The sequence below is a fragment of the Priestia sp. RMT2NF4 genome (assembly GCF_047872835.1).
Taxonomy (GTDB): Bacteria; Bacillota; Bacilli; order Bacillales; family Bacillaceae_H; genus Priestia; species Priestia zanthoxyli.
Genome location: NZ_JBLQZO010000003.1, coordinates 307,158 through 325,524, shown reverse-complemented (window position 1 = coordinate 325,524; position 18,367 = coordinate 307,158). Strand labels below are relative to the sequence as shown.

Annotated in this window: 17 protein-coding genes; 7 read left to right on the top strand and 10 right to left on the bottom strand. The window is 37.9% G+C overall.

The window, feature by feature from the left end; genetic code table 11:
* Positions 1-4: 4 nt before the first annotated feature.
* Positions 5-643 carry an HlyD family efflux transporter periplasmic adaptor subunit gene (locus ACMX9J_RS15160; protein WP_028412179.1) on the bottom strand — a complete coding sequence of 213 codons (639 nt, stop codon included), beginning with the start codon at positions 641-643 and terminating at the stop codon, positions 5-7.
* A 352-nt stretch (positions 644-995) separates the two neighbouring features.
* On the opposite strand from ACMX9J_RS15160, the gene ACMX9J_RS15155 reads away from it, so the two are divergent.
* Entirely contained in the window at positions 996-1,451 is a 456-nt protein-coding gene (locus ACMX9J_RS15155) for a MarR family winged helix-turn-helix transcriptional regulator (protein ID WP_025749716.1), read from the top strand.
* 93 nt (positions 1,452-1,544) lie between these two features.
* Here the strand turns inward: ACMX9J_RS15155 and ACMX9J_RS15150 are convergent, their stop codons facing one another.
* The 4 genes from ACMX9J_RS15150 to ACMX9J_RS15135 form a co-directional block, all read right to left on the bottom strand.
* The gene (locus tag ACMX9J_RS15150) at positions 1,545-2,306 is read right to left on the bottom strand and encodes an SDR family oxidoreductase (protein ID WP_047751580.1); all 762 of its coding nucleotides are present in this window, start codon (positions 2,304-2,306) and stop codon (positions 1,545-1,547) included.
* 121 nt (positions 2,307-2,427) lie between these two features.
* A complete protein-coding gene (locus ACMX9J_RS15145; protein WP_028412173.1) occupies positions 2,428-3,255 on the bottom strand; it encodes an aldo/keto reductase in 828 nt (275 codons plus the stop codon).
* 31 nt (positions 3,256-3,286) lie between these two features.
* A complete protein-coding gene (locus tag ACMX9J_RS15140) occupies positions 3,287-4,042 on the bottom strand; it encodes an IclR family transcriptional regulator (RefSeq protein WP_028412172.1) in 756 nt (251 codons plus the stop codon).
* Positions 4,043-4,259: 217 nt separating this feature from the next.
* Positions 4,260-4,568 carry a hypothetical protein gene (locus ACMX9J_RS15135; RefSeq protein WP_034269656.1) on the bottom strand — a complete coding sequence of 103 codons (309 nt, stop codon included), beginning with the start codon at positions 4,566-4,568 and terminating at the stop codon, positions 4,260-4,262.
* 497 nt (positions 4,569-5,065) lie between these two features.
* On the opposite strand from ACMX9J_RS15135, the gene ACMX9J_RS15130 reads away from it, so the two are divergent.
* Entirely contained in the window at positions 5,066-5,401 is a 336-nt protein-coding gene (locus tag ACMX9J_RS15130) for a DUF485 domain-containing protein (protein ID WP_033579473.1), read from the top strand.
* A 16-nt stretch (positions 5,402-5,417) separates the two neighbouring features.
* Positions 5,418-6,968 carry a cation acetate symporter gene (locus ACMX9J_RS15125; RefSeq protein WP_416225923.1) on the top strand — a complete coding sequence of 517 codons (1,551 nt, stop codon included), beginning with the start codon at positions 5,418-5,420 and terminating at the stop codon, positions 6,966-6,968.
* A 40-nt stretch (positions 6,969-7,008) separates the two neighbouring features.
* Here ACMX9J_RS15125 and ACMX9J_RS15120 read toward each other — a convergent pair whose 3' ends face one another.
* Positions 7,009-7,494 (bottom strand): DUF6985 domain-containing protein, encoded by a 486-nt coding sequence (locus ACMX9J_RS15120; RefSeq protein ID WP_028412168.1) that lies wholly within the window; start codon positions 7,492-7,494, stop codon positions 7,009-7,011.
* A gap of 126 nt (positions 7,495-7,620) precedes the next feature.
* On the opposite strand from ACMX9J_RS15120, the gene ACMX9J_RS15115 reads away from it, so the two are divergent.
* Both ACMX9J_RS15115 and ACMX9J_RS15110 read left to right on the top strand, forming a co-directional pair.
* Positions 7,621-9,363, top strand: a complete 1,743-nt coding sequence (locus ACMX9J_RS15115; RefSeq protein ID WP_416225922.1) for an ABC transporter ATP-binding protein — start codon at positions 7,621-7,623, stop codon at positions 9,361-9,363.
* 16 nt (positions 9,364-9,379) lie between these two features.
* Positions 9,380-11,164 carry an ABC transporter ATP-binding protein gene (locus tag ACMX9J_RS15110; protein WP_028412166.1) on the top strand — a complete coding sequence of 595 codons (1,785 nt, stop codon included), beginning with the start codon at positions 9,380-9,382 and terminating at the stop codon, positions 11,162-11,164.
* Between the two features lie 119 nt (positions 11,165-11,283).
* On the opposite strand, the gene ACMX9J_RS15105 is transcribed toward ACMX9J_RS15110, so the two are convergent.
* Entirely contained in the window at positions 11,284-12,267 is a 984-nt protein-coding gene (locus tag ACMX9J_RS15105) for a zinc-binding dehydrogenase (RefSeq protein WP_311265067.1), read from the bottom strand.
* 163 nt (positions 12,268-12,430) lie between these two features.
* Between ACMX9J_RS15105 and ACMX9J_RS15100 the strand changes: the two genes are divergently transcribed.
* Together ACMX9J_RS15100 and rpoN are read left to right on the top strand one after the other, a co-directional pair.
* Complete coding sequence (locus ACMX9J_RS15100) at positions 12,431-12,778, top strand: winged helix-turn-helix transcriptional regulator (RefSeq protein ID WP_014461394.1); 348 nt, start codon at positions 12,431-12,433, stop codon at positions 12,776-12,778.
* 210 nt (positions 12,779-12,988) lie between these two features.
* Positions 12,989-14,326, top strand: a complete 1,338-nt coding sequence (gene rpoN, locus ACMX9J_RS15095) for an RNA polymerase factor sigma-54 (protein WP_224979863.1) — start codon at positions 12,989-12,991, stop codon at positions 14,324-14,326.
* Positions 14,327-14,384: 58 nt separating this feature from the next.
* Here the strand turns inward: rpoN and ACMX9J_RS15090 are convergent, their stop codons facing one another.
* The 3 genes from ACMX9J_RS15090 to ACMX9J_RS15080 form a co-directional block, all read right to left on the bottom strand.
* Positions 14,385-15,236 carry a class I SAM-dependent methyltransferase gene (locus ACMX9J_RS15090; RefSeq protein WP_416225921.1) on the bottom strand — a complete coding sequence of 284 codons (852 nt, stop codon included), beginning with the start codon at positions 15,234-15,236 and terminating at the stop codon, positions 14,385-14,387.
* 97 nt (positions 15,237-15,333) lie between these two features.
* Positions 15,334-17,667, bottom strand: a complete 2,334-nt coding sequence (locus ACMX9J_RS15085) for a YhgE/Pip domain-containing protein (protein WP_154991691.1) — start codon at positions 17,665-17,667, stop codon at positions 15,334-15,336.
* Between the two features lie 191 nt (positions 17,668-17,858).
* Positions 17,859-18,344, bottom strand: coding sequence for a GNAT family N-acetyltransferase (locus ACMX9J_RS15080; protein WP_080754381.1), 486 nt, complete (start codon positions 18,342-18,344; stop codon positions 17,859-17,861).
* Positions 18,345-18,367: the final 23 nt, after the last annotated feature.

Below are 18,367 nucleotides of genomic sequence, written 5' to 3'. Positions count from 1 at the left end.
GTTCTTAGTTTTTAGAGATTTTAACTTCTGCGTTCATACCTGGCAGTACGTTTTCAGAGTAGTTAGAAATAGAGATTTTAACAGGAACTGTTTGTGATACTTTCGTATAGTTGCCGTCTGAATTAGAGCTTGGCATTAATGAGAAAATTGAGTTTGTTGCATAACCGATTTCTTCTACTTTTCCATCGATTGTTGTTTTAGTATCTCCGTCAACTGTTACATCAACGTCATCGCCAGCTTCAATATCTTTTAATTTGTCTTCTTTAATGTTTGCAATGATGAATAAGTTATTCATATCTACTTCGCTAGCAATTTGTTGACCAGCTTGAACCATTTGATTTTCTTTTACCTGTGTTTTGATGATTTTACCATCCTCTGGTACTGTAACTGTTTTTTCTCCATCTTCTGATTGGATTTTAGCTACCTCATCGTCTTTTGAAACATCTTTACCTTCTTCAATATTCCAGCTTGCTACTTTACCTGCCGCTGGCGCTACTACTGTATAAAGATCGCCCGACACTTTTGCATTGTCTGTGGATACATAATTAGATTTCTGAATATAATAGTATCCTCCACCAATAATTAAAGCTAATACTACAATAATTCCGATAAAGTTCATTAAAATTAAACGCCCTCTTGACATTTATTTTACCTCCTTAATATTTCATTCAGTTAAGTATTACGCTAGATAACTTTATCACAAAGATATTTAGTTGTAAATAACTTTGATTTTAATTTATTTTTAAAACTAAACATTTATGTTTCATAAAGTTTTCCCGACTGAATACTTTACTACATCTTTAACTGAAATACAACTTAAAAGTTTTGGTTTCTTTACAAGTACTTTACTTTACTTTAAAGTTAGATATATAAGCATAGGGTTATACACAAAAACAGCTCCTTTTTTTGGAACAAACTCCCTATATACATAAACCACAATAGGTAACTAGCAGCAATTGTTTAACACCTATAATGATAAAGAAAAGGTGATTATGATGGATCAGCAGTTAATAGATAAACTAGAAAAACTTGACCAAGTTAAAACCTCATTATTTGAACTCAAGCGAAAGCTCTTGGAAGATAAAATCAGTGAGCAGCCCTATAATTTGACCATTACAAAATTTTTAATTCTAAAATTCATTGGAATCAGCTCTAAACGTATGGTAGCCGAAATTTCTTCAAATCTAAAGCTAACCTCCGGGGCTACTACCATTTTATTAAATCAATTAGAAGATGATGCACTCATTAAGCGCGTACGTGACCAAAAAGACCGCCGAATTGTATGGATATCCTTAACAGAGGCTGGCGAAACATTAGTGAACTATGTAATTGAGCAGCGAAATTTATTTTGGCAAGACATGCTTTTTGCTCTAACTCCAGAAGAACAGGATGAGTACCTCCGCATGCTTGAGAAAATGGAAAAACGAATTAGACAAACGGTAGATCGTTAATGATAAAAAGCGTGTGTCCATTTATTTTATGGACACACGCTTTTTATGACCCGCTACCATTGAAGGGTTTAGAAACCTTTGTGTTTTCTGACTTTAAAATTCAGGGTTGTTCTTTAAAAACCCCCTCCAAGCCTGTGCTGTAGCTTTCTCAATTTCTTCTTTAGAAGCATAAAGCCTTTTAGCGCTGTCTCCATAGCCAATTTCGATTTTGCCTTTTTTCAGTTCTTCAAATATTGAATCAGCAAAGTCATCAAGCGGTGCTCCAAATGTATGAAGTCCCGGTCCTCCTAAATCCGTGTTCACGGCTGGAGGAAGAATTTCTATCACTTCGGTATTTGTTTCTTCTACTTGATGTCTTAAACTAATCGTAAACGACCTTAACGCCGCTTTTGTTGCGCTGTAAACTGGCACCCATGCTCCAGGTGTTAAAGACAGCCCCGACGTTACGTTAATAACCGCAGCACGTTCTTGTTGAACGAAATGAGGAATCAATAGCGAAGTTAAATGAATAGGAGCACTTACATTACTCATTAGTTCTTTTTCGTAATACTGCCACTCTTCGTGCATGTGTAAAAGATTTACGCGCTGCTGAATGCCTGCATTATTCACAATAACATTTAATTTTGGGAACCTTTCAGTCGCCCACTTTACCAGCTCTACTCTGCTTTCTTCTATTGATACGTCGCACACTTTTGTATGTAACGAAGGGAATCTTTCTTTTGCTTCTTGCAGCTTTGATTCCCTTCTTCCACAAATAATAACTTCATTTCCTTCCTTTAAAAAACGTTCTGCAAGCGCCAATCCAATTCCAGACGCTCCGCCCGTAATTAAAATAGTGTTTCCTGACATTTTCATTACTTTTCCTCCTCGTTCAACCATCACATTTCCTAATTAATAAACAAAGCGCTACTGCATGAATGACAATAGCGCTTTGTTTATTATTTATCTTACAAGACGTTTTAGTCTTAATTTAACATTAAAAGTCAAAGTTATCTGGATCTGGACCTACGCGATGATTTTGATTTAATGCGTTAATTTTTTCAACTTCTTCTGCATTTAATTCAAAATCAAATACGTCTGCATTTTGGATAATACGATGTTCTTTTGTTGACTTAGGAATCGTTACTACTTCGTTTTGCAAGTCCCAACGTAAGATAACTTGAGCAGTTGATTTTCCGTGCTTTTCAGCAATTTGAGTTAACACTTCGTTATCAAGCAGCTCACCTTGTGCAAGCGGTGACCATGCTTCCACTTGGATTCCTTGTTTTTTGCAGTATTCACGCACTTCTGTTTGTGTTAAAAGTGGATGAAATTCGATTTGGTTTACCATCGGCTTAACTTCTGCATCTGCAATTAAGTCTTCTAGATGATGCACTTGGAAATTCGATACGCCGATTGCACGAATCTTCCCGTCTTTATAAAGCTTTTCAAGTGCTTTCCACGTATCTTTATACTTACCTTCAACCGGCCAGTGAATTAAGTATAAATCTAAATATTCAAGACCTAGCTTGTTTAAGCTTGTTTCAAACGCTTGAAGAGTTGTGTCATATCCTTGATCTGCATTCCACACTTTTGATGTAACAAATAGTTCTTCGCGAGAAACACCTGATTCTTTGATCGCTTGTCCCACGCCTTCTTCATTTTCATAAATTTTAGCCGTATCAATGCTTTTGTATCCAGCTTTGATTGCATATTTAACTGAATCTACAACTTCTTGACCATCTTCTACTTTATAAACACCTAAACCTAACCAAGGCATTTTCACGCCGTTTGCTAAGGTCGTCGTTGACTGTAAGTTTTCCATGTTGCTGTTCATCCCCTTTTTTACTGTTGAATTATTCGTAAAGAGTAATTGCTTGTGAAATTTGTTCTGCGCACTGTTTAACAAGTGCAGCATGTTCTTCGTCTTTCTCTTCTGAAATACGAACGGATGGACCTGATAAAGCAATAGCTGCCATTATTTTTCCTTTTCTGAAAATAGGGGCTGCAATACAGCGAACGCCAGGCTCCCGTTCTTCATCATCGACAGCATATCCTCTTTCCTTACTTAAAGCTAAGTCAGCTTCCAGCTCGTCCAGCTCGGTGATCGTTCGATCTGTATAAGCTTCAAGCGAAAGTTCGTGAAGAATAGATTTTTGCACGCTGTCCTCTTGATAAGCAAGAATACACTTTCCAATAGCATTTGCATGAAGCGGCTTTTTATTTCCTACTTCGGAATGTGTACGAGTGCTATATTGCCCGTTCACCACCTGAGTTGTAACCATCTGTTTATGATGGAGAATTCCCGCGTAAATGGTCTCATTGGTCTCTTCACTCAGCTTCTGCATAGCAGGAACAGAGAGCCAATTCATTTCATAGTTCGTATGCATCGTATTTTGTACGAGTGCCAGCACCAGTTGTGGTGAAACCGTATAGCGGTTAGACGGGTTTCTTACAATAAATCCGTTTTGTTCAAGCGTGCTCACAAGACGATACATCGTACTCTTATTAAAACCGAGCGCTTCCATCATTTCCGGAATAGTCATATTCGGACGGTTTAAAAGCAAAGAGAAGATATCTAATCCTTTTTTTAAAGTTCCAACCTCGGACATGCCCTTCTTCCTCCTTTTATCCGAACAACAATTTTATTATAAAACAAAGCTCTTTATCGTATCAAATAAGGAAACTAAACCAAGTTATTTTCCCTATATGAGAGAATACATAACGTAATTGTTCTTCTTAATCTATTCCACTGTTTTTTCTATTTAAACATAAAAAAAGCCGTAACAATAGAATTTTTTTACAGTTTTTTAAAATTAACTTTTCTTTTCATTCGTTAACTTCTTCAAATCGCTTCAGCTGCTCCAGCTGATTTTCCTTTTTCATAATTTCTTTCTGACGCTCGCCTAGTAAATCGAAATGAGGATAGCCGGATCGATTATCAATATACTTAGCGGGAATGCCATACTTTTCTCCCCACTTAATCAGCTTATTTAAGTCACTGCAACCTACTTTTGTTACGGTAGTTGCGTGTGGAAAACGCTCATCAAGCCAGTAATGAGTTAAAAATGCGATCTCTCCTCGCTTAACAGCTGCTTTCCATGCGTTTAGTTCCGGGCGTTTGATTCCAAATGCCATTATTTCACCTTTTCTCTTTTATATAAGTAGTCACATTGTTTGTTTACTATAAAGAAAAAATATCATTCATATAGAAATCTTTCATAATATCTTATCTATTTATAACCATCTCTAAATAATAGCGTACTTTCTTCACCTGTTTCCTATCTAACATTATTGTGTGCTTATGATTTTATCATCATCTTCTTTTATTTTTCAAAAGATCCAACAAAAAAATAACGTTTAAATAATAAAGAAAAGCCTTATATGTAAAAGAAACTAAGGGTTAATTTCAATATTTCTATTGTGAACGATTTCTCCTTTATATTGAATGTTGTTCGTTTTTTATTATGGCAGTATGCATTTAGTTTGAAGCTTTAGTATATTAAAAAACTTCCAAAGTTACCATTCTCACAAAAAGACAGAATTTACTTTTTATTCCGAAAATAATATAATTCAAGTGATATGGAGCTTTTTGCTTCATCTATTTATTATCAAAGGGGGAATTCCGCTTGGCGATGAATGAAAATTCTTTAAAGAAGGTAAACAATGCTTCTTCCTCTCCTGATTACACAGAAATTGTACAGTCTGCTTCATTTCAAAAGCTTTTGAAACAAAAACGCAATTTTATTTTACCGCTCTCTCTGTTTTTTCTTGCTTTTTATTTTACCTTGCCCATCTTAACGGCTTACACAACCGTCTTAAACAAACCAGCTTTTGCTTCTATGACTTGGGCGTGGGTATTTGCTTTTGCACAGTTTGTGATGACTTGGGCCCTATGCATTTTATACACAAAAAGAGCCTCGAAATTTGATGAACTTGTTGACACGATAAAAAAAGAAGCTGCAAATTGAATAGGGGGTTAAATGAATGAACGTACTAGCTTTCTCACTTTTTTTAGCTATTGTAGGTCTTACGCTAATCATTACGTATGCGGCATCCAAGCGAACAAAAACGACCAGTGACTTTTATACAGCAGATGGAAGTTTAACCGGCTGGCAAAACGGCATGGCGATTGCCGGAGATTATATGTCTGCTGCGTCATTTTTAGGCATAGCTGGAATGGTAGCGCTTTCTGGATTTGACGGTTTTTTTTACAGCATCGGCTTTTTAGTTGCCTATCTCGTCGTGTTATACATTGTAGCTGAACCACTTCGCAACTTAGGAAAGTACACGATGGCAGATATGATAGCAGCTCGTTTTAACGAAAAGAAAGTGCGGGGAGTTGCCGCATTAAACACGATCACCATTTCCATTTTTTATATGATTGCGCAGCTTGTTGGAGCAGGAGCATTAATTCATTTATTACTTGGTCTAGATTACGTGTATTCTGTCTTGATTGTCGGCGTGTTGATGACGGTTTACGTTGTATTTGGCGGGATGACGGCGACCAGCTGGGTGCAGATTGTCAAAGCCTTGCTTCTCATGATTGGTACGTTCATTATTTCCATTATTGTATTTTCAAAATTTGATTTTAGCTTTGCTAAAATGTTTTCTGAGATGAAAACCGCAACTCCTCTTGGCGACGGATTTTTAAATCCAGGAAATAAATTCAAAAATCCGCTGGACATGATTTCGTTGAATTTAGCTCTTGTTCTTGGTACAGCAGGCCTTCCTCATATCCTTATTCGTTTCTTTACAGTAAAAGATGCCATCACCGCACGAAAGTCTGTTATTTATGCAACGTGGATCATTGGCGTTTTTTACATTATGACAATCTTTTTAGGGTTCGGTGCTGCTGCATTCGTAGGGTACGATGATATTATCAAAGCAAATGCAGCAGGAAACATGGCAGCTCCCCTGCTCGCTCAAGTTCTTGGCGGAGACTTTCTCTTTGCGTTTGTCTCAGCTGTAGCTTTTGCTACGATTTTAGCTGTTGTAGCTGGGCTGGTGCTCTCAGCAGCTTCAGCATTCGCTCACGACTTTTATAGTCATATTCTCCGTAAAGGGGCTGCAACTGAAAAAGAACAGGTAGTGGCTGCACGATGGGCTTCTATTGGGGTATCCATTCTATCTATTATTCTTGCATTATTTGCTCAAAACATGAACGTAGCATTTTTAGTTGCACTTGCATTTGCCGTAGCAGCGAGCGCTAACTTGCCAATTATTCTTCTTACCATTTTTTGGAAAAGTTTTAATACAGCAGGAGCAGTCACTGGCATGCTGGTTGGACTATTCAGCTCACTGTTTTTAGTTGCCATTAGTCCAAACGTGTGGGCACCTGAGCCTGGAGCTGCTATCTTTGTAGGTGAGCCGCTCATCACATTAACAAACCCTGGTATTATCTCCATTCCTCTAGGCTTCTTAGCTGCTTTTATAGGAACACTTCTTTCGTCTAAAAAAGCAGACGAAAAGAAATTTGATGAGATTTTAGTAAAAGCAAATACAGGTATGGGAATCGAAGAGCCTGTCAAACATTAATGCCAAAAAGCCTTGAAGCAGGTTGCTTCAAGGCTTTTTACTAGAATAAATCTTCTTGTAAGCCAATAGCGGCAATTTGTTCATTTCTAAACTTTACAGCTAACATATGCTCTTCTTCCCACGTACATTCAAAAAACAAACCAACTTCTCTTGTATCATGGGGTGCTTCAGGAACAAAGATTTGAATACACTCAACTAAAAAACCGATGTCTTTTCGCTTTTTTACATTCGGAACTAATAAGTCTACCACGTCTTTTTCAACTTGAGTTCTGTATTCATCTCGCACCTGTTGATAATAATCAAAAAGAGCTTTTTCCGTCCTCTTTAACAATAATTCGCTTTGAAGCCAAAATGCTTGAAAAGCCTCTTCTTGCCGTTTTTGAAATGGCTTCTCTTTATCTCCATCAATTGTCAGCAACACATGTTGTTGTTGTCCAAAGAAAGTGACCTGTTTTTCTCCAACCCAGGCCGAGTCATATAACAAAGATCCAAAAAGTGGATGATGTACTCGTAATGTTTGATTCATTGCATACCTGACCCTCTCAAAAAGTGGATTTCTGCTTGCATTGGCGTATAATAAATGGTGCTTGAAACAAACTTCTAAACTTATTCTATGTTACCATATTTTTTACAGAAAGGAGTGCCACAATGTGTGAATACAATTAAATCTTTATACCCTTACTTAAAACCTTACAAATGGCTCGCGCTGTTTGCCCCGCTATTGATGGTCATTGAAGTGTTAGCTGACCTTCTTCAGCCTACTATTATGCAGCATATCATTGATTATGGCATTGCAAACAACAATCAAACATATGTTATCACCCGAAGTATCCTTATGCTTATGTTAGCAATCATTGGCTTAGCTGCTGGTATCGTCTGCGCCATCCTTAGCACAAAAGCAGCAGTAAATTTTTCTACCGATATTCGAAAATCGCTTTTTGAAAAGATTGAAAACCTCTCAAACAGCAACAGAGATAAACTAGGGACTGGTCACTTAATCACCGTCATGACAAATGATGTAACGAGTGTTCAAAACGCATTGAATATGACGCTAAAAGTATTAGTTAGAGGACCTTTACTTTTTGCAGGAAGTATTGTGATCGTGTTATTAACCGCTCGTTCTTTGTTTCCTATTATCGTCGTGGTCGTCCCTATTTTATTTTTATGCATTTGGTTTGTGATCACGAATGCCGGAAAACTTTTCAAAAAAGTTCAGCGAAGCGTTGATCGTGTAAACACAAAAGTCCAAGAAAATTTATCAGGGATGCGCGTAGTAAAAGCGTATGTAAGAGAATCATATGAAATCAATCAGTTTAAAGAAGCAAACAGCTCCTTGACGCAAGCTAATATGAGTGCTGTTCAGCTTATTTCGCTTTTAATGCCCGTTATTTTATTTGTAGTAAATATCGGCATGGTAGCTACTCTATGGCTGGGTGGACTTCAAGTTGAAGCAGGAAAAATTGAAGCAGGTGTGATTTTAGCTTTTATTAATTACTTAACGATTATTTTAAACGGACTTATGTCAAGCAGCATGGTGCTGATGCAAATTACACGTGCATTCCCTTCAGCTGAACGAATCGATTCTGTTTTAAAAACAAAAATAGACATTCCTCCAGCAAACTCTGCTGCTCAAATCAACAGGCTTAAAGGTGATCTATCGTTTCAAAACGTTACATACAGCTACAGTAAAAATGGAGAAAACGTATTAAAAGATATTTCATTTACTGCTAAACACGGGGAAACTATTGGCATTATCGGCTCTACTGGAAGCGGAAAATCGACGCTTGCAAAACTTATTTCGCGCTTATATGATCCTGATGGCGGCGAAATTTTTGTAGATGGAAAAAATCTGACAAACTATGACGTAAAAGAGCTTCGCTCATCCATTGGGTTTATTCCTCAAAAAGCTACACTGTTTACCGGAACGATTGATATGAATATTCGAATGGGAAACGATCATGCTTCTTCCTCAGAAATTGAAGATGCTGCAGCTTTTGCATGCGCAACGGAGTTTATTGAAAAACTCCCAGAAAAATATGAGTATCCTTTAACGCGAGGAGCAACCAACTTATCAGGAGGGCAAAAGCAGCGTCTTTCAATCGCGCGTGCATTTGTTAGAAAGCCTGCTATATTGGTCATTGATGATGCAACTTCCGCGTTGGATGCTGTCTCAGAAGCGCAGGTACTAACACATTTAAAAGAAGAGTTTTCCGATGCGACCGTCATTATTATTGCGTCTAAAATTTCGTCTCTTCTTCACGCTGATCATATTATCGTCATGGATGAAGGCAAAATTGCTGAACAAGGGACTCATGAAGAATTGCTTCGTCACCACTCTCTTTATTACGACATTTATCTAGCACAAGGCGGAAAAGAGGTGTTGCCTAGTGAATAATCAAGGTAAAAATCAAATGAGCTCTATTCGCGGCCCTAGAGGCATGATGAAGGGTCCTGTAGTGAAGCCAAAGAATGCGAAAAAAACACTATATAGAATCTGGTCATATATGGGAAAACGAAAGCCTCCGCTTGTGGCTGCGATCATCTTAGTTATTGTGACTTCCCTGCTTAATTTATTAGGCCCTTATTTAATTGGGGTTATTATTGACGAGCATATTATTCCCAAAGATATCAGCGGAACGATACGAATGTCACTCACTCTTGCAGGAATTTACATTACGACATCTTTGTTAACATGGCTGCAAACCTATTTAATGGTAAACGTTTCGTTTACGACCATCGGAATGCTCCGCCAAGATTTATTTGCAAAGCTTCAAACTCTCTCTCTTCGCTTTTTTGATAAGCGAGCTCACGGAGAGTTAATGAGCCGGGTTACGAATGATATTGATAACCTGAATAACGCTCTGAGTCAAAGCGTTATTCAGGCTCTGTCCTCTATTTTATCTCTAGTCGGTATTACCATTGCGATGTTCTCGCTCAACTGGATTCTTGCCATTATCACACTGATTGTTATTCCATTAATGGTTATAATCGTTCGACAAATATTAAAACGAAGCAGTGAAAATTTTGTCAAACGCCAAAAAGACTTAGGTGAGCTAAACGGCTTTGTAGAAGAAGCAATCTCTGGAGGAGAAGTTGTTACGCTTTTTAGTAAGGAAAAAGATTTTTTAACTGTTTTTAATGAACGAAATGAACAGCTGAGAAGTTCAGCAACAAAAGCAGAAACATTTTCAGGCTTTTTAGGTCCTGTCACAAACTTTATTAACAACTTAGGCTTAGCACTAGTGATTGGAGCAGGAGCATTTATGGCTGTTCAAGGTAGCGTTACAGTTGGGATGATCGCTTCATTTGTTAACTACTCACGTCAGTTCTCTCGCCCAATCAGTCAAATGGCAAACTTAGTAAACACTATTCTTTCGGCTATTGCCGGCGCAGAGCGCGTGTTTGCGATTATGGATGAGCAGCCGGACGTCACAAACAAGCCAAACGCTCTTTCTGTTACAAAATTTGCAGGAGACGTTGCTTTTGAGAACGTATCATTTGGCTATACTGACGAAAAAATGATTTTAAAAAATGTTACACTTACAGCAAAAAAAGGTGAAATGGTTGCTTTGGTCGGTCCTACAGGTTCTGGTAAAACAACAATCATTAACTTGCTCACACGATTTTATGACATCGCAAACGGAGACATTAAAATTGACGGCCGTTCCATCAGTGACTATAACATCCATGATTTACGAAACCGAATTGGCATTGTTCTTCAGGATACCTATTTATTTTCCGGTACGATTGCGGATAACATTCGATTCGGCCGGTTAGATGCCAGCGATGAAGAAGTGAAAAGCGCAGCAAAAATGGCAAATGCTCATTCTTTTATCAAGCACCTGCCGCAGCAATACGATACCGTGATTTCAGCCGGTGGAGGAAATTTAAGTGAAGGTCAAAAGCAACTCTTATCGATTGCCCGAGCCATGCTCTCTGACTGTGATATTTTAATTTTAGACGAAGCTACTTCCAATATTGATACAAAAACAGAAATTGATATTCAAAAAGGAATGAGTAATCTATTAAAAGGAAAAACAAGCTTTGTAATTGCCCACCGCCTCAAAACGATTGAAAATGCAAATCAAATTCTTGTCTTAAAAGACGGACAGATTATTGAAAAAGGAAATCATCACGAGCTATTAGAGAAACAAGGTTTTTACCACAAGCTCTATACGCAGCAGTTTACGATTTAAAAGAGGCTGGAACATAACTTAACCCAATCCAATCTAAAGACGAGAAAACGAACTATTGATCAATAGTTCGTTTTTTACTTCAACTAAAATACTTTTGTCTCAAGCTCTTTTTCGTTCTATCATTTATCTATCACAGCTACAATTTTCCCTTTTACTCGACGAGTCGCCAGTTCATCTAAAGCTGACGGCACTTCGTCTAGTGAAATGACTTTTTCCACAAGAGCATTCAGCTTATTTTCTTGTAAAAGCAAAAGCATTTTATTTCCCATCTCCGCAAGTTTTTGCTGTTCTTTTACGTTGTTAGACTGATGTACGCTTCCTAATGCAACTTGATGAAACGATAGTGGATGCGCAAACGAAATCGCATCATTTACATTAGGAGGTCCTGCGATAAATGCAATTTGACCATTAAAAGCAAGAGCCTTTACCGACTCGTCTGCATTGTTACGCCCGACTGTATCCAAGACTAAATCTACACCGAGTCCATCGGTAAGCTCCAGCACTTTTTTCACAAAATCTTCTTTACGGTAATCGATTGCATAGTCAGCACCTAAACTTTTTACAAACTCATGATTGGCAGAAGATGCGGTTGTAAGCACTGTAAGACCTGCATTTTTAGCAAGCTGAATGGCAAACCCTCCAACCCCTCCAGCACCTGCGTGAATTAAAATCGTTTGTCCTTTTGAAGCGTTCATTTTGTGAAACAATGCTTGATATGCTGTATACCCCGCACATGGAATAGCTGCAGCGTCTTCAAATGAAACTCCTTGTGGAATAAGGGAAACCGTATGAGCTGTTGTCACTCCGTACTGTGCAAACCCGCCTTTTTTTGATAAATCGCTATGATATACAACGCGGTCTCCGATTTTGACAGTTGTGACTTCTTCTCCCACTTCCTCGACAACGCCAGCTGAATCAAGTCCTAATACGTGAGGGTATGTCCAACTGGGATTACCGCCGTTTCCTGTTTTATAATCTACAGGGTTCAAGGCAGTAGCTTTAATTTTAACTAAAATTTCACCTTTAGCTGGATGCGGCTTTTGGATATTTCCGACTTTCATCTCACTTACTTTCCCTTTGCCTTCTAGCAGTAAAGCTTTCATCAAGATCTCCCCTTTTACATTTCTTCCTTCAATTAAAAGTTCTTTTTCAGTATAATAAATACATGTTGTTTACAAAAGACGGCACTTTCATGTAACCAGGTACCTTCCCGGTAACCTAGGTCTATGGATATTAAATTATTATATCCATATTTCATATCTGTTTATGAATGGAGGATTAGCGGTGAAAGCACCCCACTACAATGTACCTGTTGAAGCAACACTTGAAGTAATCGGCGGGAAATGGAAAGTCGTTATTTTATGCCTCTTAAAAGAAGGCGAAAAACGTTTTAGCGAACTTCAGCGAGCTATGCCTGCTATTACTAAAAAAATGCTGTCTCAACAGCTAAAAGAATTAGAAAAAGACGGTGTAGTTAATAGAAAAGTATACAATGAAGTTCCTCCTAAAGTAGAGTACTCACTCAGTGAAGAAGGCGAAACCTTACGAGAAATTTTAAATATGATGTGCGCATGGGGAGATAGAAGAATGGGAAACACCCCAAATTGCAGCTAAGTTCTCCTAGCAGCTTTGTTAAAATAACCGAATAGCTGCTGGGAAGAGCTATTCGGTTGTTTTATCTATTTCCCTACTCTTTCTTATGAGTCGCCCTTGTGTAAGAACATCTGACAACACTATAGAATTCTTTCGCATTTTCATATATGATGATGTCGAACGATGCAGCCAGAATTGTCGAAATAAAACTCAAGAATGATAGGTGATTCAATGATGCAATTAGGTTTAGATTTATCTCAAAAACAACTATTAAAATTGGCCATGACACCTGAATTACGTCAGTCTATCAACATTTTAAATTATTCTACGGCCGATTTAGTTCATTATCTTCATGAGCAAGTCAATGAAAATCCTGTAATTAAACTGTCTGCTGGCGATTCTCAGCAAAAAAATTCATTTAACACTCGAGAACAGCGTTCATATTCAAAAGGTCACACCGATGACGAGTATAATCCGTTTAATTATATATCCGATCAAACTGTGACATTAGAGAGCCATTTATTAGAGCAGCTGTCTATGCTAAATCATTTACACTCACAGCAAAAACACATCGTTCAATTTCTAATTGGAAACTTAAATAAAAACGGCTTTTTAGCAATTGAACCAAAATTGGCAGCCGAACTGCTTAACGTTTCAATTGACGAAGTCAACGATATGATTCACGTTTTACAAAGCTTTGATCCAATCGGAGTGGGCGCTCAAAACTTTGTCGATTCACTGCTTATTCAAATTAAGGCCAAAAAGTCAAAGCCTCCTCTTTTATATGATGTGGTGAAACACGATATTGAAGATATTGCTAACAAAAAATATCGGAACATTTCAAAAAAATACTCTATTTCAATGCGCGAAGTACAAGAAATTGTTGACTGCTTGCGGACATTGAATCCTCGTCCAGCAGGAGATTTCTACGTTCCGCTTACGAAGTACATTTCGCCTGATGTAACGGTACAAAAAATAGACGGCCGCTATCATGTTATTCTTCATAGCGAGCTGCTTCCGCCCATCGAGATTAACAGCACCTACCAAAAACTGGTTCATCGCTCTGCATGCGTAACAACCGATCGATACGTACAGGAAAAAATCCATGAAGCTACTTGGCTAATTAATAGTATTGAGCAGCGTAATGCGACGATTTACAACGTGTCTAAAGCCATTGTGGAACATCAGCAAGATTTTTTTGAAATGGGTATTTCGGGGCTAAAGCCGCTTACCTTAAAAGATATTGCTCAAAAAGTAGACTGTCACGAATCAACTGTAAGCCGTGCAACTAACGGAAAGTATATTCAAACGCCGCGCGGACTGTTTGAACTAAAATACTTTTTCACTAATTCTTTAGAGAGAACCGATGGAGAACAAAGCAATTCTACCGCCTTTATAAAAGAGAAAATTAAAACATTAATTGCCGAAGAAAATAAATTAAAACCTCTTTCAGATCAAAAGCTCATGTCTCTTCTTTCCAGCGAAGGAATTCAAATTTCAAGAAGAACAGTAGCTAAATACCGTGAAGAAGCTGGAATTGAAAGTTCTTCTAAGCGGCGACGATTTTAATATTATTTATTCTAAATTACAGCTTTATTACTACTAAAAAGAACCCGTTGAATAAAAATCAACGGGTTCTTTTTATCGGTTTCCAATAAATAAAAGCCATATGATATTGATACGTATATTCATATGTGTCATTTATTTTCTTTACATGCTGTAAAATAATCTTCTCAGTTTCTAATTTGTCAACATCTTTCGAAAGCAGCTTTGTCGAGTTCTTCTTGATGAGATCTTCGTACGTCTCATACGTTACCGTTTTGGTTATAGGAACCAGCTTACAATCTGCATAAATGCCCAGTTCATATAAAATATTTAGTAAGTCAATATATTCCTTACGGCGCCATTTAATCTCGTACCCAAGTTTTCTATGTAAATCTACGTAATGAGGCTTTTCTGGACCCGCTGACATGCCAATAACCGCCAAACGATTAGCCGAATCATTCATATTTAAGAGACCATCGACAATGTTATGCATACGGTAAAAACAGTTTATTCCTACTACCACGTCATAGTTATCTGTTAGACGCTCATACTCCCATTTACCTTCTATGAACTTTAGATTAGAGCGGGCATTTGATTGTTTTTGTAAGTAGCGGATGATGCTTGGCGAACAATCCATACACGTAAGTTCTTTTACATAATCCGTAATTGAAAACGTATAATTTCCCCAGCCAGGGCCAATTTCCATGACAGAGTCACTTGGATTCAAAAAAGCAAGAAGTTCTTGCTGAAGCTGTTTCACTACAGGATCGTTTTCTGAATCAAAAGACATTTTTTCTAGATATTGCTGCCAAAATTCATCTTCCGCTTTGTCATTTATCATCCGTTCCGATATTGAACCGTCCCATTCTTTCAGCCCTTCCTGCCACTTTTTCACACGATCACTTTCATACACCGCAAATTTTGTAAGCTGCATGCATTCACATTCCCCTCTTTTACACGTAAACCTATACTAACATAAAGAAAAAGAGAGTTCCTTTTTAAACTGGAACTCTCTTTTTCTATTAGTTAAATTAGGCTGCTGCCTCTTCCTCTGTGTGATGCTTCTCTTTTCTGGCATTGATATAAAACATTATCAATGAAAGAGTGATGAAGATTGCTGCAAAGATTCCAAGTACGCCAGCCTGATGCCATACATAGCCGAAATCATCACCAATTGAAATAATTTCACGGAAACCGCGAATTGCATAGGTCATAGGCAAGTATGGATTGATTGCCTGGAAGAATTCCGGCACAAGTGCTTTAGGGAATGTACCTGCACTGCCGCCAATTTGAAGCAGCAGAATAATAAAGGCTAAATACTGCCCTACTTTTCCTAACCCTGTTGTTAAGAACAAGATCAGTGTAAAGAACGTTACACCTGTAATCATGGTAAAGATATAGAAGTGCCAAATGCTTGTTACGTTTAAATGCAAGCCCCAAAGAAGAGCTGTAACAGCAATCGCTGCTTGCAGCATACCTACAATAGTGATGACACTAAACTTACTTAAGAACCACGAAATACCTGATGTCGGTCGAATTGATGGCTCTTTCATTGGGTACACCGCTGAAAACATTAATGTTCCCGCAAACAAGCCAATACATAAGATGTATGGAGCTAATCCGACACCGTACTTATCTACGTTATTTTGTTTATCTGATTTTAAATCCGTTGGATTTGAAAACATGCTGTATGTTTTATCATCTGCTTTAACATCTTTTGCATCTTTTGCACCATCCGCTAAAGATGAATGAAGCTCGCTTGTTCCATCTGATAATTTAGATGAACCGTCATATAGTTTGGATGAACCATTTGTTAACTCTTTAGAACCATTTGCTAATTTGGTTGCCCCGTTTTCTAACTGCGTTAAACCATTTGCTAGCGCTGCGCTTCCTTGTTCAGACTTCTTAAGCCCATCCACAAGTTGCTGCTGCCCATCAGCAAGCTTTCCAGCTCCTGTATGAGCGTCAGCTATACCGCTGTTTAGCTCTGCAAATTTACTATTGAACTGCTTTTCTCCGTCTGCTAGTTTAACAGCACCGTTATATACTTTCGTTTGTCCATCGTACAGCTGACTTTGTCCGTCAGCAATTTTATTAATTGCGCTTTGGATATCTTCTCCGCCTTTAGAAAGCTTTTGCAGCGCCGCAGATAACTCTTGCACTTTATCTACTTTTGCTTTTAGCTGCTCTGCTTTTTGCTGCTGTTCATCCATAAACTGCTGAGACGTCAGCTTTTTAATTCCTGCAATCAGCGTTTGTTTTTGCTCATCGGGAATGGATTCGTTGCTGTTAATGCTGTCAATGAGAGCTTGCTGCTGCTGTTCAAACTCCGCTTTTTTTGAATCTACCTGCTGTTTAATCTGAGTGATTTCCTGTTCCGCTTGATTAATTTGCTGCGTAACGCTGCTCACTTCAGCATCCACTTGGTTTAAGCCGCTCGTGAACTGCGGAAGCTTTCCTTGAAGTGTCTGTGTTCCATCATTAAGTTGTTTGGTTGCACTTTGTAGCTTTGACAACCCATCTCGAACACCAACAGCTCCAGTTTCTAATTGACTAGAAGCACTATATAATTGACTGCTTCCATTCTCTAGCTTCCCTAAACCGCTGTTTAGGCTGCCTAAGTTTTCATTAATTGTGTCCGCACCGTTTAGTAGCTTAGCTGCACCAGCATTTAAATCTGTTGCTCCTTTTCGTGCATCCGTTAACCCGCTTGCTAATTTAGCTGTACCGTCTTCAAACGTAACCGTGCTGTCTGCTAGTTTCTTCATGTTATCTCGCAGCGTTTTTGAACCATTTTCTAGCTCTCCTGCACCGTCACTTGCTTTTTGAAGACCGTCCGCTACTTGCTTAAAGCTGTCAAATACCGTTTCAGCATACTGCTTTGTGACTGCTTCTTTAATCTGATCATTGATTTTAGCTACTGCATTTGAGCTAATTTGAGCGCCTGAATAGTTCTTTCCGGCATTTGTATGGTAGATAAATTTCATTTTTTTAGGATTCTCATCCATTAATGTTGTTGCATTTTTGGAGAAATTCTTTGGAATTTCCAAAACTAAGTAGTAGTCCTCATTTTTTAAGCCTTCTAACGCTTTTTCTTTGTTCGTAAATTTCCAGTCAAATTTATCGTTTTTCTTTAAATCATCAACAAAATCACGACCGACATTCAATTTCTTTCCATCTAACGTAGCACCTTTATCTTCATTTACCACTGCAACTGGAATTTGATCTGTTTTTCCATATGGATCCCAGTAAGCAGATAAAAAGATGACATTATAAAGTAATGGAACAAATAACAATCCGCAAATCACAACAATAGTCATTGGTTTGGAAAAGATTTTTTTCCATTCTCCTTTAATCATATTCATGTTTTTTAGCCTCCAATAATCCTTACTTCCGCCTGACTGTTTGACCGAAAAACATTTTCGGTCATTAAGTTCTGATTAATGTTACCATATTCACAAGAATAAGGTCAATCGTTATTCTGTAATTAAAAGCTGATTTTAGCAGAAAGTTTAAAATCAGCTTTTTAAGATAACGTTCACACTAAATATCAGGCTTAAATCATGAGTTTCATTCGTATCGTTCTTAATAAATGCCCGTCAAATTCATCATCAAATTCATCCACAAGCTGGAAACCTTTTGATTGATAAAATGCACGGCCTATTCCGTTTTCCCTTTCTACGTTAATGTAAACGATTTTTAATTCCTTCGAGCGCTTCATTCCTTTTTCTAACAATTGCGAACCGATTCCTTTTCCTTGATAAGCAGGCAGTATATAGATAGATCCTAGTTCTATTTCCCCTCTGTTTTGTAGTCGGAAAAAGTTAGCGTATCCTACGATTTTCTCATCAATAGTTGCTACATAAATGAACGAATTACGCAAGCGCCACAGCAGCCTTTTATTGGAGTATGCTTCTGAAAGAAACCGATTCTGAACGCTTCTAGGAATAATTCCTTCATATGTATCATACCAACTCATCTTTGCGACGTATTGAACAGACGTAATATCTTCTTTTCTCATTTTGCGAATGATTACCTCCACTCACATCCCTCCTGACAATTTAC

What these genes read in the sequence shown, in the direction of transcription:
- ACMX9J_RS15160 (WP_028412179.1), bottom strand. Translation starts at nt 643, where the DNA reads ATGTCAAGAGGGCGTTTAATTTTAATGAACTTTATCGGAATTATTGTA.
- ACMX9J_RS15155 (WP_025749716.1), top strand. Translation starts at nt 996, where the DNA reads ATGGATCAGCAGTTAATAGATAAACTAGAAAAACTTGACCAAGTTAAA.
- ACMX9J_RS15150 (WP_047751580.1), bottom strand. Translation starts at nt 2,306, where the DNA reads ATGAAAATGTCAGGAAACACTATTTTAATTACGGGCGGAGCGTCTGGA.
- ACMX9J_RS15145 (WP_028412173.1), bottom strand. Translation starts at nt 3,255, where the DNA reads ATGGAAAACTTACAGTCAACGACGACCTTAGCAAACGGCGTGAAAATG.
- ACMX9J_RS15140 (WP_028412172.1), bottom strand. Translation starts at nt 4,042, where the DNA reads ATGTCCGAGGTTGGAACTTTAAAAAAAGGATTAGATATCTTCTCTTTG.
- ACMX9J_RS15135 (WP_034269656.1), bottom strand. Translation starts at nt 4,568, where the DNA reads ATGGCATTTGGAATCAAACGCCCGGAACTAAACGCATGGAAAGCAGCT.
- ACMX9J_RS15130 (WP_033579473.1), top strand. Translation starts at nt 5,066, where the DNA reads ATGAATGAAAATTCTTTAAAGAAGGTAAACAATGCTTCTTCCTCTCCT.
- ACMX9J_RS15125 (WP_416225923.1), top strand. Translation starts at nt 5,418, where the DNA reads ATGAACGTACTAGCTTTCTCACTTTTTTTAGCTATTGTAGGTCTTACG.
- ACMX9J_RS15120 (WP_028412168.1), bottom strand. Translation starts at nt 7,494, where the DNA reads ATGAATCAAACATTACGAGTACATCATCCACTTTTTGGATCTTTGTTA.
- ACMX9J_RS15110 (WP_028412166.1), top strand. Translation starts at nt 9,380, where the DNA reads ATGAGCTCTATTCGCGGCCCTAGAGGCATGATGAAGGGTCCTGTAGTG.
- ACMX9J_RS15105 (WP_311265067.1), bottom strand. Translation starts at nt 12,267, where the DNA reads ATGAAAGCTTTACTGCTAGAAGGCAAAGGGAAAGTAAGTGAGATGAAA.
- ACMX9J_RS15100 (WP_014461394.1), top strand. Translation starts at nt 12,431, where the DNA reads ATGAATGGAGGATTAGCGGTGAAAGCACCCCACTACAATGTACCTGTT.
- rpoN (WP_224979863.1), top strand. Translation starts at nt 12,989, where the DNA reads ATGATGCAATTAGGTTTAGATTTATCTCAAAAACAACTATTAAAATTG.
- ACMX9J_RS15090 (WP_416225921.1), bottom strand. Translation starts at nt 15,236, where the DNA reads ATGCAGCTTACAAAATTTGCGGTGTATGAAAGTGATCGTGTGAAAAAG.
- ACMX9J_RS15085 (WP_154991691.1), bottom strand. Translation starts at nt 17,667, where the DNA reads ATGAATATGATTAAAGGAGAATGGAAAAAAATCTTTTCCAAACCAATG.